General features: G+C 71.0%; 27 protein-coding genes and 1 pseudogene. 15 read left to right on the forward strand and 13 right to left on the reverse strand.

The annotated features are described in order from the left end of the window. Positions 1 to 25: 25 nt before the first annotated feature. The 3 genes from ACWC91_RS34980 to ACWC91_RS34990 all read right to left on the reverse strand — a co-directional run bounded on the left by ACWC91_RS34980 (position 26) and on the right by ACWC91_RS34990 (position 3,821). Complete coding sequence (locus tag ACWC91_RS34980) at positions 26 to 604, reverse strand: TerD family protein (RefSeq protein ID WP_225074167.1); 579 nt, start codon at positions 602 to 604, stop codon at positions 26 to 28. A gap of 132 nt (positions 605 to 736) precedes the next feature. Further along, complete coding sequence (gene uvrB / locus ACWC91_RS34985) at positions 737 to 2,902, reverse strand: excinuclease ABC subunit UvrB (RefSeq protein ID WP_376505564.1); 2,166 nt, start codon at positions 2,900 to 2,902, stop codon at positions 737 to 739. Between the two features lie 40 nt (positions 2,903 to 2,942). Then, entirely contained in the window at positions 2,943 to 3,821 is an 879-nt protein-coding gene (locus tag ACWC91_RS34990; protein WP_225074169.1) for an MHYT domain-containing protein, read from the reverse strand. A 287-nt stretch (positions 3,822 to 4,108) separates the two neighbouring features. Between ACWC91_RS34990 and ACWC91_RS34995 the strand changes: the two genes are divergently transcribed. Together ACWC91_RS34995 and ACWC91_RS35000 are read left to right on the forward strand one after the other, a co-directional pair. Further along, a complete protein-coding gene (locus ACWC91_RS34995; RefSeq protein ID WP_450640585.1) occupies positions 4,109 to 4,987 on the forward strand; it encodes a glycerophosphodiester phosphodiesterase in 879 nt (292 codons plus the stop codon). A gap of 92 nt (positions 4,988 to 5,079) precedes the next feature. After that, on the forward strand, positions 5,080 to 5,655 hold the full coding sequence (locus ACWC91_RS35000) for a methylated-DNA--[protein]-cysteine S-methyltransferase (RefSeq protein WP_450640583.1): 576 nt from the start codon (positions 5,080 to 5,082) through the stop codon (positions 5,653 to 5,655). Positions 5,656 to 5,759: 104 nt separating this feature from the next. Here the strand turns inward: ACWC91_RS35000 and ACWC91_RS35005 are convergent, their stop codons facing one another. Then, complete coding sequence (locus tag ACWC91_RS35005) at positions 5,760 to 5,945, reverse strand: hypothetical protein (RefSeq protein ID WP_376505558.1); 186 nt, start codon at positions 5,943 to 5,945, stop codon at positions 5,760 to 5,762. Between the two features lie 73 nt (positions 5,946 to 6,018). Here ACWC91_RS35005 and ACWC91_RS35010 point away from each other — a divergent pair, with 73 nt between their 5' ends. Both ACWC91_RS35010 and ACWC91_RS35015 read left to right on the forward strand, forming a co-directional pair. Further along, the gene (locus ACWC91_RS35010; RefSeq protein WP_225074172.1) at positions 6,019 to 6,924 is read left to right on the forward strand and encodes a pseudouridine-5'-phosphate glycosidase; all 906 of its coding nucleotides are present in this window, start codon (positions 6,019 to 6,021) and stop codon (positions 6,922 to 6,924) included. Next, complete coding sequence (locus ACWC91_RS35015; protein ID WP_450640581.1) at positions 6,921 to 7,877, forward strand: carbohydrate kinase family protein; 957 nt, start codon at positions 6,921 to 6,923, stop codon at positions 7,875 to 7,877. The genes ACWC91_RS35010 and ACWC91_RS35015 overlap by 4 nt, the downstream gene beginning before the upstream one ends. 25 nt (positions 7,878 to 7,902) lie before the next feature. Here ACWC91_RS35015 and ACWC91_RS35020 read toward each other — a convergent pair whose 3' ends face one another. Next, positions 7,903 to 8,832 carry a methyltransferase domain-containing protein gene (locus tag ACWC91_RS35020; protein ID WP_225074174.1) on the reverse strand — a complete coding sequence of 310 codons (930 nt, stop codon included), beginning with the start codon at positions 8,830 to 8,832 and terminating at the stop codon, positions 7,903 to 7,905. A gap of 155 nt (positions 8,833 to 8,987) precedes the next feature. Between ACWC91_RS35020 and ACWC91_RS35025 the strand changes: the two genes are divergently transcribed. After that, positions 8,988 to 10,079, forward strand: coding sequence for a magnesium and cobalt transport protein CorA (locus tag ACWC91_RS35025; RefSeq protein ID WP_225074460.1), 1,092 nt, complete (start codon positions 8,988 to 8,990; stop codon positions 10,077 to 10,079). Between the two features lie 210 nt (positions 10,080 to 10,289). Here the strand turns inward: ACWC91_RS35025 and ACWC91_RS35030 are convergent, their stop codons facing one another. Next, complete coding sequence (locus ACWC91_RS35030; RefSeq protein WP_450640580.1) at positions 10,290 to 10,931, reverse strand: uridine kinase; 642 nt, start codon at positions 10,929 to 10,931, stop codon at positions 10,290 to 10,292. Between the two features lie 69 nt (positions 10,932 to 11,000). Here ACWC91_RS35030 and ACWC91_RS35035 point away from each other — a divergent pair, with 69 nt between their 5' ends. Both ACWC91_RS35035 and ACWC91_RS35040 read left to right on the forward strand, forming a co-directional pair. Then, complete coding sequence (locus ACWC91_RS35035; protein WP_225074176.1) at positions 11,001 to 11,705, forward strand: DUF2293 domain-containing protein; 705 nt, start codon at positions 11,001 to 11,003, stop codon at positions 11,703 to 11,705. Positions 11,706 to 11,981: 276 nt separating this feature from the next. Beyond that, the gene (locus ACWC91_RS35040; protein ID WP_450640578.1) at positions 11,982 to 13,469 is read left to right on the forward strand and encodes a glutamate synthase subunit beta; all 1,488 of its coding nucleotides are present in this window, start codon (positions 11,982 to 11,984) and stop codon (positions 13,467 to 13,469) included. A gap of 88 nt (positions 13,470 to 13,557) precedes the next feature. Here ACWC91_RS35040 and ACWC91_RS35045 read toward each other — a convergent pair whose 3' ends face one another. From ACWC91_RS35045 to ACWC91_RS35055, 3 genes are all read right to left on the reverse strand, one after another. Further along, on the reverse strand, positions 13,558 to 14,346 hold the full coding sequence (locus ACWC91_RS35045) for an SAM-dependent methyltransferase (RefSeq protein ID WP_225074178.1): 789 nt from the start codon (positions 14,344 to 14,346) through the stop codon (positions 13,558 to 13,560). Positions 14,347 to 14,437: 91 nt separating this feature from the next. Next, positions 14,438 to 14,710: a DUF397 domain-containing protein gene (locus ACWC91_RS35050; protein WP_141361951.1), complete on the reverse strand. Its 273-nt coding sequence runs from the start codon at positions 14,708 to 14,710 to the stop codon at positions 14,438 to 14,440. Beyond that, the gene (locus tag ACWC91_RS35055; RefSeq protein WP_225074179.1) at positions 14,711 to 15,571 is read right to left on the reverse strand and encodes a helix-turn-helix domain-containing protein; all 861 of its coding nucleotides are present in this window, start codon (positions 15,569 to 15,571) and stop codon (positions 14,711 to 14,713) included. Positions 15,572 to 15,820: 249 nt separating this feature from the next. Here ACWC91_RS35055 and ACWC91_RS35060 point away from each other — a divergent pair, with 249 nt between their 5' ends. Beyond that, a complete protein-coding gene (locus ACWC91_RS35060) occupies positions 15,821 to 16,459 on the forward strand; it encodes an ATP-binding protein (RefSeq protein WP_450640575.1) in 639 nt (212 codons plus the stop codon). Next, positions 16,450 to 16,902 carry a hypothetical protein gene (locus ACWC91_RS35065; protein WP_281156244.1) on the forward strand — a complete coding sequence of 151 codons (453 nt, stop codon included), beginning with the start codon at positions 16,450 to 16,452 and terminating at the stop codon, positions 16,900 to 16,902. The genes ACWC91_RS35060 and ACWC91_RS35065 overlap by 10 nt, the downstream gene beginning before the upstream one ends. A gap of 33 nt (positions 16,903 to 16,935) precedes the next feature. On the opposite strand, the gene ACWC91_RS35070 is transcribed toward ACWC91_RS35065, so the two are convergent. The 3 genes from ACWC91_RS35070 to ACWC91_RS35080 all read right to left on the reverse strand — a co-directional run bounded on the left by ACWC91_RS35070 (position 16,936) and on the right by ACWC91_RS35080 (position 18,398). Next, complete coding sequence (locus ACWC91_RS35070) at positions 16,936 to 17,121, reverse strand: hypothetical protein (RefSeq protein WP_225074182.1); 186 nt, start codon at positions 17,119 to 17,121, stop codon at positions 16,936 to 16,938. Positions 17,122 to 17,370: 249 nt separating this feature from the next. Then, positions 17,371 to 17,559 carry a DUF397 domain-containing protein gene (locus ACWC91_RS35075; RefSeq protein ID WP_225074183.1) on the reverse strand — a complete coding sequence of 63 codons (189 nt, stop codon included), beginning with the start codon at positions 17,557 to 17,559 and terminating at the stop codon, positions 17,371 to 17,373. Next, on the reverse strand, positions 17,556 to 18,398 hold the full coding sequence (locus tag ACWC91_RS35080; protein WP_450640572.1) for a helix-turn-helix domain-containing protein: 843 nt from the start codon (positions 18,396 to 18,398) through the stop codon (positions 17,556 to 17,558). The genes ACWC91_RS35075 and ACWC91_RS35080 overlap by 4 nt, the downstream gene beginning before the upstream one ends. Before the next feature lie 195 nt (positions 18,399 to 18,593). On the opposite strand from ACWC91_RS35080, the gene ACWC91_RS35085 reads away from it, so the two are divergent. The 4 genes from ACWC91_RS35085 (at position 18,594) to ACWC91_RS35100 (ending at position 24,266) form a co-directional block, all read left to right on the forward strand. Next, the gene (locus ACWC91_RS35085; protein ID WP_450640571.1) at positions 18,594 to 19,046 is read left to right on the forward strand and encodes an ATP-binding protein; all 453 of its coding nucleotides are present in this window, start codon (positions 18,594 to 18,596) and stop codon (positions 19,044 to 19,046) included. A gap of 163 nt (positions 19,047 to 19,209) precedes the next feature. Beyond that, positions 19,210 to 20,151 (forward strand): ABC transporter ATP-binding protein, encoded by a 942-nt coding sequence (locus ACWC91_RS35090; RefSeq protein ID WP_225074186.1) that lies wholly within the window; start codon positions 19,210 to 19,212, stop codon positions 20,149 to 20,151. After that, positions 20,148 to 21,506 carry an ABC transporter permease gene (locus ACWC91_RS35095; RefSeq protein ID WP_225074187.1) on the forward strand — a complete coding sequence of 453 codons (1,359 nt, stop codon included), beginning with the start codon at positions 20,148 to 20,150 and terminating at the stop codon, positions 21,504 to 21,506. The genes ACWC91_RS35090 and ACWC91_RS35095 overlap by 4 nt, the downstream gene beginning before the upstream one ends. A gap of 3 nt (positions 21,507 to 21,509) precedes the next feature. Next, positions 21,510 to 24,266 (forward strand): bifunctional YncE family protein/alkaline phosphatase family protein, encoded by a 2,757-nt coding sequence (locus ACWC91_RS35100; RefSeq protein ID WP_225074188.1) that lies wholly within the window; start codon positions 21,510 to 21,512, stop codon positions 24,264 to 24,266. 98 nt (positions 24,267 to 24,364) lie between these two features. On the opposite strand, the gene ACWC91_RS35105 is transcribed toward ACWC91_RS35100, so the two are convergent. Beyond that, positions 24,365 to 25,129 carry a nucleotidyltransferase family protein gene (locus ACWC91_RS35105; protein ID WP_281156249.1) on the reverse strand — a complete coding sequence of 255 codons (765 nt, stop codon included), beginning with the start codon at positions 25,127 to 25,129 and terminating at the stop codon, positions 24,365 to 24,367. Positions 25,130 to 25,299: 170 nt separating this feature from the next. On the opposite strand from ACWC91_RS35105, the pseudogene ACWC91_RS35110 reads away from it, so the two are divergent. Both ACWC91_RS35110 and ACWC91_RS35115 read left to right on the forward strand, forming a co-directional pair. Then, positions 25,300 to 25,677, forward strand: a pseudogene (locus ACWC91_RS35110) (RidA family protein); the annotation flags it as partial. Between the two features lie 96 nt (positions 25,678 to 25,773). Then, positions 25,774 to 26,229 carry a GNAT family N-acetyltransferase gene (locus ACWC91_RS35115; protein ID WP_281156257.1) on the forward strand — a complete coding sequence of 152 codons (456 nt, stop codon included), beginning with the start codon at positions 25,774 to 25,776 and terminating at the stop codon, positions 26,227 to 26,229. Positions 26,230 to 26,243 lie beyond the last annotated feature (14 nt).

A 26,243-nucleotide genomic window follows, 5' to 3' on the forward strand; every position in this document is an offset into this window, starting at 1 on the left:
GACAATCCGAACCGTTCGGGCCGTTCTACAGGTGCGGCAGGATCGTCGGCATCAGGTCCTGGAAGGTGCGGCCGTTGGCGGGGACGCCGAGAGCCGTCATCGTCCAGGCGCCGTTCACGCGGTGCACCTTCGCCATGATCTGGGCGGTGTAGTTGCCACCGCCGGCGAGGGTGTAGCGGGCGAGCTCCTGGCCGTTGGTCTCGTCGACCAGGCGGCAGAACGCGTTCTGCACCTCCTGGAAGGTCTGGCCCGTGAAGGAGTTCACGGTGAAGACGATCTGGTCGATGTGGACCGGGACACGCTGGAGGTCGACGAGGATCGACTCGTCGTCGCCGCCCTGGCCCGCGCCGCCGACCAGGTTGTCGCCGGTGTGGCGCACGGAGCCGTCGTCGCTCACCAGGTGGCGGAAGAAGACGACGTCGACCGGCTGCTTCTCGGCGAAGAGCACGGCGGAGGCGTCGAGGTCGATCTCGCGCGTGCGCGAGCCGAACAGGCCCCGGCGCGGAGCCGCCTGCCAGCCGAGACCCATACGGACCGCGGCCAGGCTGCCCCCGTCGTTCTTCTGCAGACTGATGGCCTGACCCTTGGTCAAGTTGACGGTCACGGCTGATTCCCCTCTCGAGCTACGCCCCTGTCGCCGCCGGTACCGCGGCTGCCAAGAACCCTACGCAGAGGCAGTGGCTCCGCCGCACACGGGTCCGCACTTTGTGTCGGTCTTGCAACACAGCGCAGTCGGTCAGGACAGCCCCGCCTCGCGCATCTGACGCAGTTCCTTCTTCATCTCCGCGACCTCGTCGCGCAACCGGGCCGCGACCTCGAACTGGAGGTCGGCGGCGGCGGCGCGCATCCGCTCCGTCATCTCCTCGATCTGCTCGGCGAGTTCGGCGGCGGGACGGTCGGTGGGCACCGTCTCCTTCGCCTTGCCCTTGGCGGACTTGGCGGATTTGGCCGGCTTTGCGGCACCGGCGGCCTTGGCGCCGTGCTCGCCGCGGGACGGCACCGGGGTCTTCGCGCCCTTGCCGTCCTTCCCCTTGCGGTACCCGGAGCCGAGCAGCTGCTCGGTGTCGACCTCCTCGCGGGCGATCTGCGCGACGATGTCGTTGATCTTCTTGCGCAGCGGCTGCGGGTCGATGCCCTTCGCCTTGTTGTACGCGATCTGCTTCTCCCGGCGGCGGTTGGTCTCCTCGATGGCCTTCTCCATCGCCGGGGTGATCTTGTCGGCGTACATGTGGACCTGGCCGGAGACATTGCGCGCCGCGCGGCCGATGGTCTGGATCAGCGAGGTGCCCGAGCGCAGGAAGCCCTCCTTGTCGGCGTCGAGGATCGCCACCAGCGACACCTCGGGCAGGTCGAGGCCCTCGCGCAGCAGGTTGATGCCGACCAGGACGTCGAACTCGCCGCTGCGCAGCTCGCGCAGCAACTCGACCCGGCGCAGGGTGTCGACGTCGCTGTGCAGGTAGCGCACCTGGATGCCGAGCTCCAGGAAGTAGTCCGTCAGGTCCTCGGCCATCTTCTTGGTCAGCGTGGTGACCAGGACGCGCTCGTCCTTCTCCACGCGCCCGCGGATCTCGTGCACCAGGTCGTCGATCTGGCCCTCGGTGGGCTTGACGACGACCTGCGGGTCGATCAGGCCGGTGGGGCGGATGATCTGCTCGACCTGCCCGTCCGAGCGGGACAGCTCGTACGTGCCCGGCGTCGCCGACAGGTACACCGTCTGTCCGATGCGCTTCTGGAACTCCTCCCACTTCAGCGGGCGGTTGTCCAGGGCGGACGGCAGCCGGAAGCCGTGCTCGACGAGGGTGCGCTTGCGGGAGGCGTCGCCCTCGTACATGGCGCCGATCTGGGGCACGGTGACGTGCGACTCGTCGATGACGAGCAGGAAGTCGTCCGGGAAGTAGTCGAGCAGGGTGTTGGGCGGGGTGCCGGGCGCGCGGTCGTCGAAGTGCATCGAGTAGTTCTCCACGCCGGAGCAGGTGCCGATCTGGCGGAGCATCTCGATGTCGTAGGTGGTGCGCATCCGCAGCCGCTGGGCCTCCAGCAGCTTGCCCTGCTTCTCCAGCTCGGCCAGGCGCTCCTCCAGCTCCTTCTCGATGCCCCTGATCGCCCGCTCCATGCGCTCGGGGCCGGCGATGTAGTGCGAGGCCGGGAAGACGTACAGCTGCTGGTCGTCGCTGATGATCTCGCCGGTGAGGGGGTGCAGGGTCGACAGCGCCTCGATCTCGTCGCCGAACATCTCGATACGGACGGCCAGTTCCTCGTAGACCGGGAAGATCTCGATGGTGTCGCCGCGCACCCGGAAGGTGCCGCGGGTGAAGGCCATGTCGTTGCGCGTGTACTGGATGTCCACGAAGCGGCGCAGCAGCTCGTCGCGGTCGATCTCGTCGCCGATCCGGAGGGGCACCATGCGGTCCACGTACTCCTGCGGGGTGCCCAGACCGTAGATGCAGGAGACGGAGGCGACCACGACGACGTCGCGACGGGTGAGCAGCGAGTTGGTAGCCGAGTGGCGCAGGCGCTCGACCTCCTCGTTGATCGAGGAGTCCTTCTCGATGTAGGTGTCCGACTGCGGGACGTAGGCCTCGGGCTGGTAGTAGTCGTAGTACGAGACGAAGTATTCGACCGCGTTGTTCGGCAGCAGTTCGCGGAACTCGTTGGCCAGCTGGGCGGCGAGCGTTTTGTTCGGCGCCATGACGAGGGTCGGGCGCTGAAGCTTCTCGATCATCCACGCCGTGGTGGCGGACTTTCCGGTGCCGGTGGCGCCGAGCAGGACGACGTCCCGCTCCCCCGCCTCGATGCGCTGGGCGAGTTCGGCGATGGCCTGCGGCTGGTCGCCGCTGGGCTGGTAGGGGCTGACGACCTCGAAGGGCGCCACCGTGCGTTCGATGTGAGAGACGGGCCGCATGACATCCACCGTACGACCCGCCACTGACAACGGGTCCGGATCAGCGGTTCTGCGGAACGCGGGGGCGTTCACGGACCGTCTCGCGGCCGGGGCCGCGGTGGGCGCCGGCCGGGGGGCGCCCGGAGGAACGGGCGACGAGTTCACGCGCCGGCACGCCCGGCTTGTGCTCGGCCGGGGTCCAGTCGGATCTGCCCGTGATCATCAGCGGGTCGAACAGCACGACGGCACCGGTGAGCAGCAGGAAGACGAGCGGGCCGATCAGCATCGGCGTGAGCAGGGCGGCCGACGACTCGCCGGTGGCGGCGCCGCTCGTTTCGTGCAGGTGGACGCTGAGGGCGGCCATGCCCGTGTAGTGCATGCCGACGACGGCGAGACCCATGACGAGGCTGGCGCCGACGCTCCAGAGGAACCCTTTCGCCCGCCCGGCCGCCCAGAGGGCCGCGGTCGCGGCGACGACGGCGATGACCACGGAAGCCGCGACGGTGAGGGTGTTGTACTCGAGCGTGCCGTCGAGCCGCATCCCGGCCATGCCCAGATAGTGCATGCTCGCGACGCCGAGCCCGGTGATCGTGCCGCCGGTGAACAGGGCGGAGCCGGTCGCACCTCGGTATCCGACGATGAAGATCCCGATCCCCGTCATCACGATGGCGACGGCGAGGCTCGCGAACGTCGTCGGCCTGTCGTAGCCGATCGACGCCTCTTCGACGGTGAAGCCGGTCATCGCGACGAAGTGCATCGTCCAGATGCCCGAGCCGATCGCGGCCGAGCCGAGGGCGAGCCAGCCGGGGCGCCAGGAGCGGGCGACGAGCAGGGCGCGGGTGGTGCAGCGCAGACCGAGGGCCCCACCGAGGCAGGCCATGAGACAGGCCACCAGTGGGGTGACGAGCCCGTAGCTGAATCCGTCGACGGTGCCGTGCATGCGCGGTTGCCCTTCCGCCCTCTTGAAGTCCCGGAAATCGTGAATGCCCCCCGTCCCAGGACCGCCACGCGGTCAAGGTTGACGCTGAGAGTATGACTGCCACCGGAATGGCCGAACGACTTTCCGGCAAAGAAGCACGGCCTCGTCGCAGATGTGCGGCACCCGTGAGCGAGCACGGTCGGTTCCGTGTGGTCCGTGACTTCACCCGTGGCTCTTCCGCAAGCGACTCGTTGACTCTGTGCTGTCACTCTTGCACTGTCCGTGATCGCTCTTCGCGAGGAGTACGTATGCACGCGCGCGCAGTCGCCGCCCTGGCCACCGCCCTGGCGGCGGTCGCCGCCCTGTTCCTGCCCGGCGCGGAGGTACGGGCCGCGGAGGCCCATCGGCCGCAGCCCGTGGTCGTCGCCCACCGGGGTGCCTCCGCCCACGCCCCGGAGAACACGCTGCCCGCCATCGACAAGGCGGCGGCACTCGGCTTCTCCTGGGTGGAGAACGACGTCCAGCGCACCAGGGACGGCAAGCTCGTGGTCATCCACGACGCCACCCTGAAGCGGACGACCAACGTCGAGCAGGTCTTTCCCGGCCGGGCCCCGTGGAAGGTGAAGGACTTCACCGCCGCCGAGATCGCCCGCCTGGACGCGGGCAGCTGGTTCTCCCCCAAGTTCGCGGGTACGCGCGTGCCGACGCTCGACCAGTACATGCGCCGGCTCGAACGCAACCACGAGAACCTGCTCCTGGAGATCAAGAACCCAAAGCTGTATCCGGGGATCGAGGCACAGATCCTCAAGGTGCTCGCCAACGACGGCTGGCTCGACCACCGGCACCTGGCGAGCCGGCTGATCGTGCAGAGCTTCAGCGCCAACAGCGTGCGGACCGTGCACGCGCTGAAGCCCGCCGTCCGCACCGCTTTCCTCGGCCGCCCGGACACGGCGGACCTGCACCGGTACGCGGCCTTCGTGGACCTGATCAACCCCTCCTACCGCACGCTGTCGGCGAACTACGCGGCGGCCGTCCGCACGCACCGGGGACCGCACGGCGTCCCGCTGGGGATCTTCACCTGGACGGTTGACAACGCCGCCAATGCCCGGACCGTCGCCGGCTTCGGCGTGGACGGCATCCTCACGAACAAGCCCGAAGTGGTGCGCAGGGCGCTCAAGACCGTCTGATCGCCCGAGACCGTCTCATCGCCCAAGACCGTCTGGTCCCGCGACGGTGCAGGTCAGAGGGCGTTGTCAGTGGCGGGCCGTACCGTAATCGCATGGACCACCACGAGCAGGACGAGCATGGGGCCGTACCGGACGAGCAGCGGGTCGTGTGGGCCGTCGTCGATACCGGCATCGGCCCCCTGCTGCTGGCCGCGACCCCCGAGGGCCTGGTCAACGTCGTCTTCCACGCCACCGACGCGATACGGCAGCGCGCGCTGGACCGGCTGGCGTCCCGGCTGGGCACCGAGCCGGTCGAGGCGCCCGGCTCCCCGCTGCTCGCGGAGACGATACGCCAGGTGCGGGCGTACTTCGCGGGCGAGCGGCAGGACTTCGAGCTGCCGCTGGACTGGTCGCTGATCTCGGGCTTCAACCGGCAGGTGCTGCGCGAACTGGCGTCGGGCGTGCCGTACGGCACGGTCGTCGGGTACGGCGATCTGGCCGGCCGGGTGGGGCAGCCGGGTGCCGCCCAGGCGGTGGGCGCGGCGATGGGCGCCAATCCGCTGCCGGTGGTCGTGCCGTGCCACCGGGTCGTCGAGAGCGACGGGGGCATCGGCGGCTTCGGCGGCGGCCTGGAGGCCAAGCGCAGGCTGCTCGCGCTGGAAGGTGTGCTGCCCGAGCCGCTGTTCTGAGGCGCCGGGCGCGAGGCGCACTGCCCGTACGGGCGCGAGGCGCGCTGCTCGTAGTACCTGGCCGGGTGTGCCCTCCTCGTGGTGCCGGACCGCGCGTGCGCTGGTCACCGCGCGTGCGCGTGTCGTAGTGCCGCACCTCGAACGGGGTGGCGCGCGCCACCGGCCGCGCCGGGGACCATGCTCATGCGTTCGGTCATGTCGAGCGGGGCGAGGTCGAGGATCGTCTCCTCGTTCAGGCGTACGGAGGGGAAGGACGCCTCGCATGCGTCCCAGGCCGGACCTCGCGGCACGGGCCGCAAGGGTTTGGCCCGGTGCGGCACCCGCCAGAGATGAGGGGAGACGCGACAGACGGGAGGCAGGCGCGTGCTGGTGGTGTCCGAAGAGGTGCGGGAGGCGCTGGCCGCGCGTCGTCCCGTGGTGGCCCTGGAGTCCACGATCATCGCCCATGGGCTGCCGCGCCCGCGCAATCTCCAGGTGGCGCTGGAGCTTGAGGGCGCGGTACGGCAGGAGGGCGCCGTGCCCGCGACCATCGCGGTGCTGAACGGCCACCCTCACATCGGCCTGGACAAGGGGCAGTTGGAGCGGGTCGCGAACGAGGAGGGGATGCGCAAGCTCGGCCACCGCGACCTGCCGCTCGCGATGGCCGCGGGGGCGAGCGGGGCGACCACGGTGTCGGGGACGGCGCTGCTGGCCTCGCTGGCGGGCATCCGCGTGTTCGCCACGGGCGGGCTGGGCGGAGTGCACCGCGAGTGGACGGTGACGCAGGACGAGTCCGCCGACCTCGGACTGCTGGCGCGTACGCGGGTCACGGTCGTGTGCGCCGGGGTCAAGTCGATCCTGGACGTGCCGGCGACGTTGCAGCGGCTGGAGACGCTGGGGGTCGCGGTGGCCGGGTACGGCACGGACCGCTTCCCCGGGTTCTACCTGTCCGACTCCGGTCATCCGGTCGACTGGACACTGCGGACGCCGGAGGACGTGGCCGCGGTGATGCGGGCGCAGAACGCGCTGCGGGCGCCGGAGTCGGCGCTGATCGTCGCCAACCCGGTCCCGCTGCACGAGCAGTTGGATCCCGAACTGCACGCGCGCGTGCTCGCCGACGCGCTGCACGCGTGCGAGGAGGAGGGCGTCACGGGGCAGGCGGTCACTCCGTTCCTGCTCGACTACCTGGTGCGGCACACCGACGGCGCCTCGCTGCGCGCCAACCTGGCGGCCGTGCGCGGCAACGTGCGGCTGGCGGCGCTGATCGCGGCGGCGTGGGCCCTGCCGTGACGGGCACTGCCGTGACGGACGGCGGGGGCGGGGCGCTGCTGGTGGTCGGGGACGTCGTGACGGATGTCGTCGTACGGCATCGGGGCCCTCTCGCCACCGGCACCGACACCTCCGCCGCGGTCCGGATGCTGCCCGGCGGGGCGGGTGCCAACGTGGCCTGCTGGGCGGCCCACAGCGGGTGCCAGGAGGTCCGGCTGCTGGGGCGGGTGGGCGCGGAGTCGGCGGCCTGGCACGAACGGGCGCTGGTCGCCTCGGGAGTGCGCCCCCACCTGGTCGTCGATCCCGGGGCGCCGACCGGGACGGTGGTCTGCCTCGTCGACTCCTCGGCGGCGGCCGAGCGCACGTTCCTCACGGACAGCGGGGCGTCGCTGCGCCTTGAGGCGGGTGACTGGTCCGACGCGCTGCTCGACGGGGTGGCCCGGCTGCATCTGTCGGGCTACCTGCTGTTCTCCGGTACGGGCCGGGCGCTGGTGGCGAGTGCCGTCGCGGCGGCCCGCGCGCGTGGCGTGCCGGTGAGCCTGGATCCCGCGTCGGCCGGGTTCCTCGTCACGCTGGGCGTGGACCGGTTCCTCGGGCTCATCGAGGGGGTGGACGTGCTGCTGCCGAGCCGCGACGAGGCCTGCCTGCTGACGGGCCTGCCCGACCCGGCGGACGCGGCGGCCGAGCTGAGCCGCCACGTCCCGCTGGTGGTCATGAAGCAGGGCGCCGCCGGGGCACGGGTGGCACACGCGGGTGCCGTCCGCGCCCACGTACCCGCGGTGCCTGCCACCGCGCGGGACACCACCGGCGCGGGCGACGCCTTCACCGGCGCCTTCCTCGCCGCCCTTCTGGCCGGAGCCGCCCCCGGGGCCGCGGCAGCTCGTGGATGCGCGGCGGGCGCGCTCGCGGTGGCGCGGGTGGGCGGGAGGCCTCCGAGAGCCCGGTGGCGTTCCGATGCCTCCGAGAGCCGGTGACCTTCCGGTCAGCGGCCCCCAGGTGCTACGGCTTGGTGCCCCAAGCGGAGATCATCGGTGCTGTGGTCAGGTCCATGGTGCCGGATGCCACGTTGGCCAGGTGCTGGTCGATCTCCTCGTCGGTGGCCAGGCCCGCGGTGACGAGGCGGGTGCGGATCTGCCGGACCGTGGCCGACTCCAGGGCGGTGCAGGCCGGGGAGGTGACCGGGAAGTAGGCGTCGGCCTCCACCTGGTGCAGGCCTGCCTCGCGCAGCAGGCGCGGGAGTCTGCGGCCGTAGGACAGGTCGGCGCCGCGGTCGGCCAGCAGACGGCGGAAGCCGCGGCGCAGCCGGTTGGCCAGTTCCTCCGCCGGGCCGTGTTCGTCCGGGCAGAGCAGGGGCTGGAGGGCGGGGTCGGCGTCCTCCAGCAGCAGCCGTCCGCCGGGACGCAGTGCCCTGATCATCGACCGCAGTGCCCGTTCCCGGTCCGGCACGTGGACCAGGACGAGCCGGGCGTGCACGAGGTCGAAGCCCTCGCCCGGCGGCTCCTCGGCGCCCACGTCGTGCACCCTCACTTCCACCGGCGGGCGGGCGGCCTCGGCGACCAGTGAGGTGTCGATGTCGGTCGCGACGACCGTGCCGGTGGGGCCTACCCGCTCGGCCAGCCAGGAGACGACGGAGGTGCCGCCGGCGCCGACCTCCCAGCAGCGCCATCCTGGTCCGACGCCGAGTCCTTCGAAGTGACGGAACGTCGTGGGATCGAAGAGGGTCGCGAAGGCGTCGAAGCGCTCGCCGGCCTCGGTCTGCCGGTTCTCGAGCAGATATCGGCCTCCACCCGGGCCCTCGCGCCGCCCCTCGCGTCGCCCCTCGCCCCGGCTCTCGGGCTGACCCGCTTCCCGGCCGCCCTCGTTCCCGTCCTTGTCCTGGTCGGTGTCCGCGCCCGAATGCCCGTCCGGATGCCCGTCGCTGTGCGTCATACCGGGATCATCCCAGCCTTGCCCGGCGCCTGCCGTGCCCGTCCACAGGCGGGAACAAAGCGGAATGTGCGGTTTCCACAGGCTTACCCGGCGCTCACGTGAGCCTGGCAGACTGGCTCGACCAGGCGGCAAAAGGTGCACGCGAGGAGATCCGGATGTCCATGGCGGGGAATCTGCGGAAGGTGGCTCGGCTGGCCCGAGGGCGGCGCCGGGTCGACCTGAGCCATCCCGCCCGGTCGCCGCTGGGCTCCTCCGTGGTGAACTGCGTGGCCTACCAGGACGGCGAGCGGGTTCCGGAGGCCGGTGATCTGGTGGAGGCCGTGGCGCGGGTGCGCAAGGCCCGTGACGGTTTCGTCTGGCTGGGACTGCACGAACCGACGGACGAGGAATTCGCGGGCATCGCGGACCTCTTCGACCTGCACCCGCTGGCGGTGGAGGACACGGTCAAGGCGCATCAGCGCCCGAAGGTGGAGCGGTACGGCGAGACGCTGTTCGCGGTGTTCAAGACGGTGTGCTACCTCGAACACGAGAAGCTGACGGCGACCAGCGAGGTGGTCAGCACCGGCGAGATCATGGTGTTCACCGGGGAGGACTTCGTGATCACGGTGCGGCACGGCCGGCACGGCTCGCTCGGTCCGCTGCGCGAGGAACTGGAGTCCGATCCGGGGCAGCTCGCCAAGGGGCCGGCGGCGGTGCTGCACGCGATCGCGGACCATGTGGTCGACGACTACCTGAGCGTCACCGACTCGTTCCAGGAGGACATCGACGAGGTGGAGGCCGAGGTCTTCGCGGAGGACGGCGCGCGTGTCGATCCGGGGCGGATCTACCAGCTCAAGCGGGAGCTGCTGGAGCTGAAGAGGGCCGTCGTGCCGCTGGGGCGCCCGCTGGAGGAGCTCTCCGCCCGGCCGATGAAGGTGGTCGGCGCGGAGATACAGGCGTACTTCAGGGACGTCCTCGACCACCAGACCCGGGCCAAGGAGCAGATAGCCGCCTTCGACGAACTGCTGAACTCGATTCTCCAGGCCCACCTCGCGCAGGTGACGGTGGCGCAGAACGAGGACATGCGCAAGATCACGGCATGGGCCGCGGTGATCGCCGTGCCGACCATGGTGTGCGGGGTGTACGGCATGAACTTCCGCGTGATGCCGGAACTCCACTGGCGGTTCGGCTATCCGCTGGTCATCTGCCTGATATCGGCCGTGTGCGTGTCGCTGTACCGCGGCTTCCGCCGCAACGGCTGGCTCTGAGCCGCCGGCCCGCCACGGCAGACGGTTGACCCGGGAACCGGGTAACTGGGTGGTGTCTCAGGGACCGGCCGCCGGGACCGGGAGCCACGGCCGGGACAGGTGCCGCAGGGACCGGGAGCCACAGCCGGGACCGGAGACCGCAGGGACCGGCCGCCGTGACCGGGTGCCGCAGGGGCCGACAGTCGCGGTGACCAGGGGGCGCGCCGGGGCTCAGCCGTTCCAGGCCGGGTGCCGGAGGTCGTCGGCGCGTACCAGGACATCGGCGGTGCGGGCCGGGTCGGTCTCGGCGTCGTAGCGCTCGAAGGCGGGCAGCGTCCAGTGCTCGGCCTCCGGGGTACGGCGGCGCAGGGCGCCCGGGGAGAGGAGGACGTGGACGGTCAGGTCGAAGGGGAACCAGTGACGGAGCAGGAAGGGGCCGTGCAGCAACAACAGGGAGCCGGACGGGAGCCGGGCGTAGGCGCTGCGGGTGGCGCGGTCGGTGACCGGGTCCCACAGGTCGGGCAGGACGCGTCCGTCACCGCCGGGTTCGAGCGGGCCGAAGACCTCCCGCCACAGGGCGCCGGTGTCGAGCCAGCCGTTGTAGTAGGACTCCTCGTCCCGGTGGCCGTGTTCCAGCCGGAGGGAGGCCGGTCGCAGGAAGCCCTCGGTGCCCACGACCAGCGCGGAACGGCCGAGCGGCCGCAACGCCTCGGCGACGCGGTGCGCCAGGTCGCCAGGGAGGGCGGCGGGGGCACCGTCGAAGGCGATGCGCGGCCAGGGGCTGCCGTCGGCGGGCTTCAGGTCGAGCAGACGTTCGGCGAGGAGGCCGCCGAGCCGTTCCCAGGTGATCGCTTGAAGTCGCACACGGCCCATGATGCGTCAGGGCGGAAGCGGGGTGCGGCGGGAGGAGCGTCCGGGTACGCGCCCGGGAATGTACGTCGTATGGCACCGCGTATGGCCGCGCTCCCGTCCCCTCGACCGTCCGACGGCCTCCTCGTCCTCCAGCCGGTGCGGCGCAAGCAGTGTGCCGCGTGCCGGCGCGGCCCGCTGCCGCTGCTCGTACTGGAGGAGGGGGTGCCGCGGTGCCTGGACTGCGCCGACCTCGGGCACCTGGTCTTCCTGCCGCGCGGCGACACCGCGCTGACGCGCCGGTCGCGGGAGGAGAGCGCGCTCTCGGCGGTGGTGGTGCGGTTCAACCGGCGCAGAAGCCGGTACGAACGGCAGGGCGTACTCGTCGAGGAGGCGGCGCTCGCCCGCGCGGAACTGCGGTGCCTGGAGGACGCCGAGGCGCGGCGCCGGCGCCGCGCGCGCGACGCACGGCGGCGGGCGGCCGAGGACATACGGTTCGCGGACGCGTTCGCGGCGGAGATCATGCGGCTCTTTCCCGCCTGCCCACCGGACCGCGCGCGGGCCATCGCCGGGCACACCTCCCTGCGCGGCAGCGGACGGGTCGGCCGCAGCGCGTCGGGGCGTGCTCTGTCCGAGACCGCGGTCACCTCGGCGGTCGCGGCCTCCGTACGTCACCTGGACACGCCCTACGACCGGCTGCTGATGAGCGGGGTGGCACGGCCCGAGGCCCGGCAGCGGATCAGGGCCGACGTGGACTCGGTGCTGCGGGCCTGGCGGGAGCAGAACCCGAGCGCGTAGCACCCGCCCGAGCCGCCGGCTCCGCACGTACCGCTCCACGGACAAACCCGGCTCCGTGCCCCGCAACAAGCCGAGCCGCGCACACCCCTCACCACAGACAAGCCCAGCCACGCACACCGCCCGCACCACAGACAAGCCCAGCCACGCACACCCCGCAGCACGGGCATACCCGGCTCCGCGTGCCCCCCCCACGACGGCATCCCGGGCTCTGCGCCCGGGGCCCGGCGGTCGTATCGTGGCCGGAAAGAGGTGGTGCCCGAGGCAAGGGGGACGGCCATGGCCGATCCCAAGGGTTTCATGACCACACCCCGCCAGGAGTGGCCCCGCAGGCCGGTCGAGGAGCGGGTGCGGGACTGGCACGAGGTGTACGTGCCGGGCGGGCTGCTTCCGATCATCAGCAAGCAGGCCGACCGGTGCATGGACTGCGGGGTGCCGTTCTGCCACGAGGCCTGTCCGCTGGGCAATCTGATCCCCGAGTGGAACGACCTGGTGTCCCGGGAGGACTGGCGGGCGGCCGCCGACCGGTTGCACGCGACGAACAACTTCCCCGAGTTCACGGGGCGGTTGTGCCCGGCTCCGTGCGAGGCGGGATGTGTGCTGGCGATCAACCAGCCCGCGGTCACCATCAAGAACGTCGAGTGCGCGATCGCCGACCGGGCCTGGGAGGAGGGGTTCACCCCGCCGCGCCCGCCGGACCGGCTGTCCGGCCGAACCGTCGCAGTGGTCGGGTCGGGGCCGACCGGGCTCGCCGCGGCCCAGCAGCTGACGCGCGCGGGACACACGGTCGCCCTGTACGAGCGGGACGACCGGCTCGGCGGACTGATGCGGTACGGCATTCCCGCGTTCAAGATGGAGAAGCACCACCTGGAGCGGCGGTTGGAGCAGATGCTGGCCGAGGGGACGAAGTTCCGTACGTCGACGGAGGTCGGGCGCGACGTCGGGGCGGGGGAGCTGCGGGCGCGCTACGACGCCGTGGTGATCGCCACGGGCGCCACGGCCTGGCGTGAACTGCCGGTACCAGGGCGGGAGTTGGCTGGAATCCACCAGGCGATGGAGTACCTGCCGCTGGCCAACCGGGTGTGTGAGGGCGACGTGGAGACCTCACCGGTGTCCGCGGCCGGCCGGCACGTGGTGATCGTCGGCGGCGGGGACACGGGGGCCGACTGCCTGGGCACGGCGGTGCGGCAGGGCGCCGCGTCCGTGACCCAGCTGGACATCTACGCCCAGCCGGGCGCGGAGCGCGACGAGGACCTCGAGCCGTGGCCGACCTACCCGAAGATCTACCGGCTGTCGCCCGCGCACCAGGAGGCGGGCGACCTGGGCACGGCGCCGGTCGCGGACGTCGACGCGCGGCTGTTCGCCGCGTCGACGCTCCGCTTCGCCGGTGACGCCGACGGGCATGTCCACGAGCTGCACCTGACCGAGGTGGACGCGGCACGGCGCCCCCTGCCGGGCACCGAGCGCACGCTCCCGGCCGATCTGGTGCTGCTCGCACTGGGTTTCTCCGGCCCGTCCCAGGAGGACGGTCTCATCGACCAGTTGGGCCTGAGGCTCACCCCGCGTGGCACGATCGCCCGCGACCCCGCCTTCGCGACCAACGTCCCGGGCGTGTTCGCCGCCGGGGACGCCGCCCGCGGCCAGTCGCTGATCGTCTGGGCCATCGCCGAGGGCCGCGCGGTCGCGGCGGCCGTGGACCACCACCTGACGGGCGTCTGGAGCCTCCCGTCCCCGATCGGCCCGTACGACCGTCCGATGCGGGTGTGATGCCGACGGCGCCCCACCCCGGCCGACCGTGCCCCGCCTGGCCGACGGCGCCCCGCCCGGCCGGCGGGGCGCCGCGGACATCACTCCGTCATGGCTTCCGGGCCACCGCCCCGTAACCCGGGATGACTCCGTCGTCCTGGCCCGGAACCGGTTCGCCCAGTTCCGGGTGCCACTTGTGGACGACCTCCACGCCGGGTTCGACGAGTTCCAGGCCGTCGAAGAAGCGGGTGAACTCCTCGCGGGTGCGGAGGGCGAGGGTGACGCCTCCCGCCTTCAGTTTGGCCGTGGCCGCCGCCGACTCCTCCGGGGTGAAGTCCGAGGTGGCATGGGTCATCATCAGATAGCTGCCGGAGGGCAGTTCGGCGAGGAGACGCGCGACCAGGTCGTGGGCGCCGTCCTCGTCGGTGATGAAGTGGAGCAGCGCCACCAGTGACAGGGCCACGGGTTGGCCGAAGTCCAGGACCTTCCCGGCGCCCTCCAGGATCGTGGCCGGGTCGCGGACGTCGGCCTGCACGTACTCGGTGATGCCACCCGGCGCGCTGCGCAGCAGGGCTGCCGCGTGGGCCAGCACGATCGGATCGTTGTCGCAGTAGACGACACGCGCGTCGGGTGCGACCGACTGGGCGACCTGGTGCAGGTTCGGCTCGGTGGGTATGCCCGTGCCGATGTCCAGGAACTGCCGTACGCCCTGGCCGGCCAGCCACCGCGTCGCCCGGTGCATGAACGCGCGGTTGACCTTGGCCATCACCGGCACCCGCGGATCGAGTGCCAGCATCTGCCGGCCCAGTTCCTCGTCGACCGGGTAGTTGTCCTTGCCGCCGAGGTACCAGTCGTACATCCGCGCGGGGTGCGGCTTGCTGGTGTCGATCTCGGTCATACGGCACCTCGTAAGCGTCTGGAATGAGCAGTGATCATGATCAAGTCAGTACCAAGATTAGGGAGTTGAGTTAGCCAACAGACAGGGTCGTTCAAGTCAGCAGGAAGTCCGCCTCTCCGGCCTTCGCGCCCTCGATGAACGCCGTCATCTCGTCGGTGGTGTAGATGAGGGCCGGTCCGTCCGGATCGGTGGACTGACGGACCGCGATCCGGCCGTCGTCCAGCTTCATGGCCTCCAGGCAGTTGCCTCCGTTGCCCCCGCTCCACGGCTTGTGCCAGCCCTCGCTGCCGAGTTCACCGGCGGGCATGCCGTTGTAGATCCCGCGGCGCAGCCGCGGCTTGGGCTGGGACGTGATGCGTTCCATTCACAGCTCCTTGCGGAAATCCCGGAGGATCTCCTTCGTGCGATGTGCAGTAGCGGCCTGCGCCGCCATGCGGTCCATGACCTCGAGGTGGCTCGCCACCTCCTGACGCGCGTCCAGGTAGACCGCGCCGGTCAGGTACTCGCTGTAGACCATGTCCGGCAGTTCGGGCATGGCGAATCGGAACAGCACGAAGGGCCCGTACGTGCCGGCGTGCGGCCCCGCGGAGAACGGGGCGACCTGCAACGTCACGTTGGGCAGTTTCGCGGCTTCCAGCAGCCGGTCGATCTGAGCACGCATCACCTCGGAGTCGCCGACCTGCCGGCGCAGCGCGGTCTCGTCCATCACCACCCAGATCCGGGGAGCGTCCGGACGGGTGAGCAGATCCTGGCGTTGCATGCGCAGCGCGACATGGCGCTCTATGTCCTCGGGGCTGGTCTGGCCGACGGCGCCGGACTTGAGCACTCCGCGCGCGTAGTCCTCGGTCTGGAGCAGTCCGGGGACGAAGTGCGGCTCGTAGGACCGGATGAGGGCGGCGGCACCCTCCAGGCTGACGTACATCGAGAACCAGCCCGGCAGGATGTCGTGGAACCGCTGCCACCAGCCCGGCTGGTTGGCGTCCTCGGCCAGCCGCATGAAGGCCTCGGCCTCCTCGTCGGAGACGCCGTACGCCTTCAGCAGCAGCTGGAGGTACGGGATTTTGAGGGCGACCTCGGCCATCTCCATCCGGCGCACGGTGGCGGGGGCCACGTGCAGGATGCGGGCGGCCTCCTCACGCTTGAGCCCCGCGCCCTCCCGCAGGTCCAACAGGCGCCGGCCGAGCACGACCTGCCCGACTGTCGGCGCGGACCGCGGCTCACTCACACTCCACCTCCACTGACCCAAGAGCGAACTGTAAGGACGGACGTAAGGATTCAGGAGGTTCCCGTCATGAATCCCGCACAGCCCTCGGCAACCGTTCGAAGACCCGTTCGAAAATCCGGTGGACCCGGCGGTCCCAACTGGCGCCGCTCGACGTGCTGTTGCGAGCAGTGTGCCATGGCCCCTGAGCGCGTCACCAACACTCTGCAATTTCCAGAGTGCCACTTGCCAAGTGTTCACGGCGGGGCGATAGTGGCAAGCGTGATTCCGTCTCCGCCCTTAGGAACAGACGCCGCCGCGATCCAGCTGACCCGCGGCGCGAGTACGGGAGCGGGCCCCGGCGGGGCCGTTGCCGAGCGTCGGTTCCGTTTCGAGCTGGCCCCGCATCCCGGTTCCCCCGCGCGGGCCAGGCGCCTGACCCGGACCCGCCTGACCGGCTGGTCCGTGTGCGAGGACACCTGCGACGCGGCGGCCCTGGTCGTCTCCGAGCTGGTCACCAACGCCATCGTGCACACCGCCAGCAGGCAGATCGTGTGCGAGCTGCAGGACGAGGACGAGCTGGTGCGCATAGCCGTGCGCGACGAGGGGTGCGCGCCGGGTGAGCCGCAGCCGTCGCCGCGGCAGCCCGAGGAGGAGCACGGGAGGGGACTGCTCCTCGTCGACGCCATGTGCCTGGCCTGGGGAGCCCAGGAGCAGGGCACCGGCCTGGTGGTGTGGGCGGAGCTGCCGCGCCGTTCCGCTCCCGCCCGGAGCGACCTGGGCTGGGGCGCCCGGCCCAAGCCGGCCCCTGCCCGCGACACGGACGACAAGAACGGAGCGCAGGCTCACGGCCAGGCGCACCGGCAGACGCATCGGCAGGCACATCACGGAACGGGGACCGCATGGCTGTGACCGGCGCCGGCTCCTTGGGCGGCTCCGGCCAGTCGCTCAACCTGGACACGCTCGTACGCCTGGGGCGCGGTCTGCGTACCCACGGCACACCCCGGCGGCTGTCCGTACCCGAGGGCATGACCGTCCCCCTGGGCTGCGACGCGGTCGCGATCCCCGCCCGCCTCGGCCCGCAGCTCATGCCCCGGCTGCCACGCGTGGGCTGCGTCTTCGCCGACCGAGCGCACTGGTGGTGGATCGTCCCCGCGGACTCCGACTACGCCCTGCGCTGGCCCGCCCCGGCCCACTACTCCCCGGGCGCGACAGTCCCCGCCTCGCCGACGGCGCCCGTGCTCGTGCACCGCCCGGCGGGCACGATCCCCTACACCCCGCCGATCCCCCTCTATCTGGCCCTGTGCCGGATCACCGGGGCGACACCGGCCTGGTCCCGCACCGTCAGCGCGTGACCGACCGGACTGATCCGGTCGCCGGCTGCCGGGTCACGCCTTGGCGCCACCGCCGGACTCTGCGCCCCGGACGATCACCAGGAACGTGTCTGTCGCGAGGTCCATGACAACCTCGGCGGGCAGGCCTTCCAGACGCCGCGCATGCGCGAACTCCTCCGCCGGCCACGACCCGCGCGGACCGCCGGCGGGAAAGCGCTCGAGCACCGTTCGCCCGTTCACCCTGCACCTCCACGTTCAATGCTGTACTTGCAGATTTAAACGCCTTGCAGGGGCCGAACGCCTCTCCTGGTGACCCTACTGAGACGTACGTGACATCAGTTCACCACCAAGGGTGCGTCCCACTTCACATTTCCGGGCGGTACGAGCACCATCCGCGCCGATCCGCGTACACCCCGTGTTCACCCTTGCGCCGCGCGGACACACCGGTGCCCCGTGACCCAGGGCGAGGGTCACGGGGCACCGTCACCTTCAGTGCCGAGCGGCGAACCCGACGAATTCGGCCCAGGCCTCCGGCTCGACGATCACCGCAGGACCGGCCTTGTCCTTCGAGTCGCGCACGTGCGTGGCGCCCGACCAGGAGGCGACCTCGACGCACTCGCCGCCTTCGCCGCTGCTGTAGCTGCTCTTGACCCAGGCCGACTCGGGTACAGCGTTCATGTCTCTCCCAGCAACTTCTCAATGAGGGCCAGCGATTCACGCGGACTGAGCGCAGCGGCACGAAGAAGCCCGTACTGCTCTTCAAGCTCCCGGACCGACTCGCGCTCCGTGTAGAGGCGGCTGTCCTTGTACGCCTCCACGTACGCGATCCTCCGCCCATCCCTGGTTTCGATCAAGGTGAACGGACCGGCCAATCCGGCGTGCTCCTCTCGCACGGTCGGCATGACCTGGATCTCCACGTTCCGCTTGTCCCCCCGCAGAAGAAGCTGCTCCAGCTGACCTCGCATGACGGTCGAACCACCCAGTGGCCTGTGCAGTACCGACTCCTCGATGACAAAGCTGATGACCGGCATCGGCGTTCGGCAGAAGATCTCCTGCCGGGCCAGTCGAGCGGCGACACGCTGCTCGATGATCTCTTCCGCCAGCAACGGACGGCGCATGGTGAACACCGCTCGTGCGTACTCGTCCGTCTGCAACAGCCCGGGCACGACCTGGTTGGCGTACACATGCAGGACGACCGCGTCGGCCTCCAACCTGGCCGCATCCCGGAAGAACGCCGGATACTGCGCCCGAGCCACCCCTTCCTTCCCCGCCTTCAACACCCCACCGGCGTTCAGCAGGTCGTCGGCCTGGTCGATGAACTTCGGCGGCGGGATCCGCCTCCCCTGCTCGAAGGAGGCGATCGTCGAGGCCGAGTAGCCGACCCGGCCGCCGAACTCCGCCCGGTCGAGCCCCGCCCGTTCACGGCACAGCTTCAACTGCCGTCCGAAGATGTGCAGGATCCCCGAACCGGGCTCGTACTCGCGCTCCCGCTCGTCCTCCGCCTGCGTTTCCTCCACGCCCGGCACCTCCCCGTACGTACCGCTCCCGCCGAACACCGAACCCGCGCCACGACCGCTCGCGGAACCAACGCGCCGCGCGGAGGGCCGGTCACGCCTCACACGCGTACAGCCGCGTACCGGCTGCGTACAGCCGGTGGCGGTGGCAGCGTCACGCCTGGTCGACGTCACGTACAGGCAGCGAACGTTTACCCCATGAGATCAGCGACTTCCCCACAAGGACGTACGCCGCGTGACCCGGCGGCGGTGCGCGAGTTCGCGATGCGGTTCACGTCGACGCCGAGAGGGGCGCGGCTGGCCCGCCGACTGGTGGCGCACCGGCTGAACGACTGGGGGCACCCATACGCCTCGTCCGTGAACGAGACCGTCACCCTGGTCACGGCGGAACTGACCGCGAACGCCGTCCGGCATGGTCATGCCCCCGGGCGGGACTTCCATCTCCGGCTCACGGAGAGCCGGGGCATCCTGCGCGTCGAAGTCACGGACACCCGTACCGAGCGGCTGCCCGCACGCGGGGACCCGTGTCCTGACGGGGAGTCGGGGCGCGGTCTGCTCCTGATCGAGGCCCTGGCGGACGACTGGGGTGTGGTTCCCCGGCCTTCTGGTCCCGGCAAGACCGTATGGGCTGAGTGCGCCTGCCCCGTATGACCGGCATGCCGCACGGGCCCCAAGTGGGCACCTTACGTGCCGGCTTGGTGGAGTTGTCGTGGGCACGATCTCTGCATTCCGTTCCATGAGCGTTCAACTCGCCGTCCCCGCACTGGTCGTGTGCCGTCCCTACGGTCCTTGAGGTCTGCGAAGGAAGGGACTCATGGACACACTCCTCGCGATCCGGGCGCGCGGGACGACCAAGTGTTTCGGCGATGTCGTCGCACTCGACGGCGTCGATCTGACCGTGGAGCGCGGCAAGATCCACGGCTTGGTCGGACCGAACGGCGCCGGCAAGACGACACTGCTCGGCCTGCTGCTGGGCCTGGCCGTCGCCGACAGCGGGTCCCTCGAGATCCTGGGGACGCCGGTCGGGCGGGCGCCGGCCGCTCCCGACGGTGTCGCCGGGTTCGTGGACGGGCCCGGCCTCTACCCCTCGCTCACCGCACGGCAGAACCTCGCAGCGCTGGCCGCTCTGCGCGGCCTCGACGCGCGGACGGCGCGGATCGACGACGTGCTCGACCAGGTCGGGCTCACCGATGTCGCCCACGACCCGGCCCGCGGCTTCTCCCTCGGGATGCGTCAGCGGCTGGGACTCGCCGCGGCCCTGCTCACGAAACCCCGGCTGCTCGTGCTCGACGAACCCGCCAACGGCCTCGACCCGGCCGGCAAGAAGCACGTGCACGGTGTCCTCACCCGGCTCGCGGCGGACGGGACCTGCGTCGTGCTGTCGAGCCACCGCATGGAGGACCTGGAGGCGCTGTGCTCCGAGGTCACCATCCTGGCCACCGGCCGGGTCGTCTTCTCCGGCCCGCTGAGCAAGCTGGCCGCCGAGAACCGTGAACTCGACTACCGGCTGCTCACCTCCGATCCCCGGACCGCCCGCCAACTGGCCGCCGGCACGGCCGGGATCCGCGTCGTCGACGGCGCCGGGACACGGTACGGCGCCGAGACGTTCGTCGTGCGCGCGCCGGTTCCCGCTCTCGACGAGCTGGTGGCGCGGCTTGTGGGCGCGGGCATCGCGTTGCGCGAACTCGCCCCCGTGGTGTCGCCGTTGGAGGCCGCGTTCCTCGCCCTGACCGAGCAGCAGGAGGCCGGCCGATGACCGCGACCGCCGCGCACGAGCACGCCGTCGGTGCCCGCCGCGTCCCGGTGACCCGCGCCTACCGCTTCGAACTGGTCAAGCTGGTCTCGCAGTGGCGGATTCGCCTGCTGGTCCTCGCCTGCTGGATCGTGCCGGGGCTCTTCGTCGCCGCGGTGAGCCTGCAGAGCACGCTCCCCTCCGACACCCTCTTCGGCCGCTGGATGCACGCCACCGGATGGGCCGGACCGCTGGTGATGCTCGGTTTCGCGGGCACCTGGGCGCTCCCGATGCTGACCTCGGTGGTCGCCGGCGACGTGTTCGCCGCCGAGGACCGGCTCGGCACCTGGCGCCACCTGCTCGTGGCGGTCCGTTCGCCCCGGCGGATCTTCGCGGCGAAGGCGCTGGCGGGCCTCACCGTCATCCTGCTGCTCGTGGCCGGACTGGCCTGTTCCAGCACCGTCGGCGGCGTCCTCGCGGTCGGCAACCAGCCGCTGGTCGGCCTCGACGGCCACCTGCTGACGCCCGCGGACGCCGCCGGCAAGGTCCTCCTCGCCTGGCTCTGCGTACTCGCCCCCACCCTGGCCCTCGCCGCGATCGGACTGCTCGGGTCCGTCGCGCTGGGCCGGTCCCCGATGGGGCTGCTGCTGCCCGCGCTCGCCGCGCTCGCGATGCAGCTCGCCCAGATGCTGCCCCTGCCCGTCGCCGTGCGCCTCGCCCTGCCCGGCTGCGCCTTCATCACCTGGAACGGCCTGTTCACCAGCCCGGCGCAGCTCGGCCCGCTCCTGATCGGCATCGTGGTCGCCCTGGTGTGGACGGTGGCCGCCACGGCCCTGGCGTATCTGCTCTTCCTGCGGCGCGACTTCACCAACCCCGCCTACGACGGCTCCGGGCGCCGCGCGATCACCACCGGACTCCTGCCGCTGGCCGGGCTGACCGGGCTCACGGTCGCGGTCGTCGCCGTGGCGACTCCGTCGACGGGCTCCGGAGTCGAGCAGGACAAGGTGCAGCGGTCGGTCGCCACGGCGTTCGCGCACCTCTACCGCATGCAGACCGAGCAGCTCAACCGCCCAGAGGTCACCGAGGCGCGGCTGCGGGTCACGGCGGCGTGCGACAAGGGCGGCGGCCAGGTCGCCGCGCAGGGGCCGGGCAACGACTGGCGCTGCGTCGTCACCTGGCATCTCCCCGGCGTCGAGGCCCCGGGGACGGCCGTCTACCAGCTCGACGTCACCGCGGACGGCCGGTTCGTGGCCGACGGCGACGGACCGAAGGAAGTGAACGGCTACTTCCTGGTGCGGACCCCGACCGGGGACACACCGAACCCGCTCTGGCAGTTCGACGGCAGCGTCGAGCTGCTCAAGCCCACTCCGAAGGGATGATCCATGCAGGTAACCCGGCGCCGCCGGCATGTCGAGCAGAAGCAGGCCGGCCTGCTCGGCAGACACTTCGACCGCCGGACCTCGCTGGTGACGGCGTGCATCGCCACGGCCGCGCTGGTCGTCTCCGGTACCGCTTTCGCCGAGACGCACCAGTTCGGAACCCAGCAGGTCGGCCAGATGACCGACCAGGGCCTGGTCCTCTCCAGTGACCAGTACATCGCCCCGTACGGCGACCGCCTCGTCATCGACAACGGCAAGATCATGTCGTCGTCGGTCAGCCCGGACGGCACCCACGTCGCCGCCTCGGTCACCGACGGTGGAATGGCGCTCGCCATCGTGGACCTGAAGGACTGGAAGGTGCAGCAGCTCGTCGGCAACAACGCGGCGGCGAATCCGCGCATCAGCGGCAACGACGTGGGCCAGGAAGGCCCCACGTACTCGCCCGACGGTTCGCAGCTGTGGCTGGGCCAGGCCGACGGCTACACCAGGTTCACCGTGAACCCGGACGGCAGCGTCGCCAACCCGACGTCCGTCAAGATCCCGGCGGACGGGTCCAAGCGCGCGCTGGTGGGCGCGGCGGTGTTCTCGGCCGACGGCTCCACCGTGTATTCCGCGGTCAACGGCCAGAACCGGGTGGTCGCCATCAACGCGGCGACCGGGGCCATCGAGCAGAGCTGGGCCGTGGGCAACGCCCCGCGTGGCATGGTCCGGGTCGGCACCAAGCTCTACGTCAGCAACGAGGGCGGGCGTCCGGCGAAGCCCGGCGACACCACGATCAACTCGTACGGCACCCAGGTGCCGGCCGACCCGAAGACCGGCGCCACGACCACGGGCACGGTCAGCGTCATCGACCTGGCGGACCCGTCCGCCGCCGGGAGCATCGACGTCGGTCTGCACCCGACCGCCATGTACGCCAAGAACGGGGCGGTGTTCGTCACCAACACCGCCACCAACGACGTGTCGGTCATCGACACGCGCCGCGACAAGGTCGTGCAGACCATCGCCACCCAGCCGTGGCCGGAGGCGTCGGTGGGCTACCACCCCAACGCGGTGACGCTCACCGACGACGGCCATCTGCTGGTGACGCTCGGCGGCGCCAACGCGGTCGCCGTCTACCGGTACACGTCCCCGCAGGAACCGGTCAGCTATGTCGGATTGCTCCCGACGGACTACGTCCCCGCGGAGATCGCCACCGTCGGCAACGAGGTAGTGGTCTCCAACACCCGTGGTATCGACGCCCGCCGCCCCACCAACAGCGCCGGGCACGGCACTCACGACACGACGTCGAGCGTGCAGCGGTTCACGCTGCCGGGCGACCACGTCATCAAGTCCGAGACGGCCAAGATCTTCAAGCGGAACGGCTGGACCAACGGCTCGGTCAAGCTGGCCCAGGGCAAGGGCCTGGGCCGGACCCCGGTGCCGGTCCCGACGAAGCTCGGCGACCCCTCGACGATCAAGCACGTCTTCATGATCGTCAAGGAGAACCGGACCTACGACCAGGTCCTCGGCGACATCCCGCAGGGCAACGGCGACCCGTCGCTGACGCAGTTCGGCGAGAACGTGACGCCGAACCAGCACGCGCTGGCCAAGCAGTTCGGGCTGTACGACAACACGTACGACATCGGCACCAACTCGGCCGAGGGTCACAACTGGCTGATGCAGGCCGACAACCCGGAGTACACCGAGTCCTCGGCCGGTGAGTACGTGCGCAGCTACGACACCGAGGACGACGCTCTCGGCCACCAGCGGACCGGCTTCCTCTGGAGCGGTGCGCAGGCGGCGGGCAAGACCGTACGGAACTTCGGCGAGTTCCACCAGTTCCTGACCAAGCCGGCGGACGCAACCTGGCAGAACCTGTACTGCGACAGCAAGAACATGGAGGCAACCGGTCAGGACACCGCCTACACCCTGAAGTCGTCCTCCCCGATCCCGTCGCTCAACGACGTGTCGGTGCCCGGCTTCCCGAAGTACGACCTCAGCGTCCCGGACGTCTACCGGGCCCAGATCTGGAAGCGTGACTTCGAGAAGAACGGGCCGGCGAACCTGAACATGTTCTGGCTCTCCAGCGACCACACCGGCGGTCCGGCGAGTGCGGCCGCTCAGGTCGCGGACAACGACCTCGCGGTCGGCAGGATCGTGGACACGATCTCGCACAGCAAGTACTGGAAGGACTCGGCGATCTTCGTTGTCGAGGACGACTCCCAGGCCGGCCTCGACCACGTCGACGGCCACCGGGCCCCGATCCAGATCATCAGCCCCTGGGCCCAGCACGGCACCGTCGACAGCCGCTACTACTCGCAGATCACGATGATCCGCACCATCGAGCAGATCCTCGGGATCCACCCGATGAACCAGAAGGACAGCGCGGCCAGCCCGATGCGTGGGGCGTTCACCGAGCAGCCGGACTTCACGCCGTTCACCACTCTGCCCAACCGGACCCCGCTCACCGATGGTGTGAAGACCGCGCCTTCCTGCGGTCTGGACACCCCGGCGCCGCAGAACCCCAAGGCAGCGGCCGTGGCGCCGGCGACGGTGCCGGCGGACCAGCAGGCGGTCGCGGCGAAGTGGGACAACTGGAAGTCGAAGCAGCGGCTGACCGGTCCGAACGCCAAGCCGGACTTCGCGAACCCCGCGCAGATGAACCACTTCACCTGGTACGAGACGCACGGGTGGAGCAAGCCGTACCCGGGCGAGAAGAAGATCTTCACGCCGGAGGACGTGCCGGGCGCGTACATCCCGTCGCCGGAGTCGGACGGCTGACGGCTGACGGCTGACGGCTACTTGATCGCGTGAAAGGGCCCCTGGCCGGCATCACAGCCGGCCAGGGGCCTTGCGGCTCACGTCTCAGGCCTCCCTTTTCACACCTTCGGCATGCAGCCGCCGAGCAGGGCTTCGGCGTCCGTGAGGCCGGCGGTCAGGGCCGCGGGTCCCGGTTCGAGTCCCGCCACGATGTCGTCGACCGCACTCAGGCCGGCGCGGCCGGTCAACCCCTTGTCGTTGGTGGTCCACTCCCCCCGCGCGGCCAGTACCGCGTGGGCGGTCTGGGTCGCCGCGAGGGCGATCGCACCGGCGACCTGGGTGAGGTCGCCTTTCGGGGCGTGCCCGGACTTCGCGTAGGCCAGGGTGGCCGTGGCCAGCCCGTACCAGTGTCCGGGCGCCGAACGCCGAAGGGCGGGCGGGTAGGCGGCTGGGCGGGGCAGCTCGCCGCGCAGCACCCGGTTGACGGCGAGCTCCGCGACGACCAGATAGCTGGGGATCCCCGCGAGATGGAACAGCAGCGGCTCCACGCGGAACCGCCCTTCCTCCGCCTCCGCGCACTCGTGCTCCACCACGTCCAGGCCGCGGTAATGCACGTCGACGCGCCGCCCGTCGATGGTCAGCCAGGCGCCCCCGTTGAACACGCCCCCGCCCCATCCGCCGATCTCGGACACCTCGCCCTCCCAGCCGACGGCCCGCAGATCGGCGGGGTCGAAGCGGCCCCTGTAGTAGACGGCCAGGTCCCAGTCGCTGTCGGGCCGGTGGGTGCCCTGAGCACGAGAGCCGCCGAGAGCCACCGCGCGGACTCCGGGAAGGGCGGCGAGGCGGTCGGCGGTGGTGTCGAGGAAGGAGGAATCACGCGTCACCGTCCCTGACTACGCCGACCAGCACCGCGGCGCCAGCGAATTCCGCTTGCGGCCTGCGGCGAGGACCGGGAACCGGGACGGTTCCTCACTGTGACCGCGGTCCTGACCGCCCATTCGTGTGACCGCGGTCCCGACCACTAATTCGGCTGCGCCGCGGAGGGCGGCCGCGCATGATCGGGAAGTTGCCCGTGTCCGTCCCCGTCCAGGAGCTCGCCGTGATCCGTCGTGTCACCGTCCCCGGCCTCTTCCCACCCCCCGCCTACTCCCACGCCTGCGTCGTCGAGGCCGGGACGAGGCTGGCGTTCCTGGCCGGATCCGTGCCGCTGGACGCCCGGGGGAAACTGATCGGTGCGGGGGATCCCGTGCGCCAGGCCGAGCAGGTGATCGCCAATCTCACCGAGCAACTGCGCGAGGTCGGCAGTGACCTGGCGCATGTCCTGGCGACCGACGTGTACGTCGTCAGCAGCGAGCCCGCCGTGCTCTCCGCCGTCTGGGAGGTCGTCGAGGCGTCCGGACTCAGCACGGGACCGCACGCGTCGACGCTGATCGGGGTCGCCTGCCTCGGGTACACGGGGCAGCTCGTGGAGATCACGGCGACGGCGGTCGTGCCGGAGGCGGAAGAGGGCGCACGGGACGCGGATACGGTGAACGGTGTCGTGCTGCGGCGGGCCGGTGGGGCGGATGCGCGGGACGCCGCCGACGTGTGGCTGCGGTCCTTCGCCGCCGCGCTGCCGGGCGTTGTGAGGCCGCACTCCGACGACGCGGTGCGCGCCTGGTTCCGGGACGTGGTGGTGCCGCGGCAGGAGACCTGGGTCGCCGAGGCCGGCAATGGCAGTGGCGTCGTGGGGGTCATGGTGCTCGACGACGACATGCTGGAGCAGTTGTACCTCGACCCGGACTGGCGTGGACGCGGCCTCGGCGACCGTTTCGTCGCCCTCGCCAAGGAGCGCAGGCCGCAGGGCCTTTCCCTCTGGACCTTCCAGGTCAACCGGCCCGCCCACCGCTTCTACGAGCGCCACGGCTTCGTGGCCGCCGAATACACCGACGGCGGCGGGAACGAGGAGCGGGAGCCGGACGTGCGGTACGTGTGGCGTCCGTGAGACCGGGCCGGGCC

The sequence above is a fragment of the Streptomyces sp. NPDC001204 genome, from assembly GCF_053598035.1.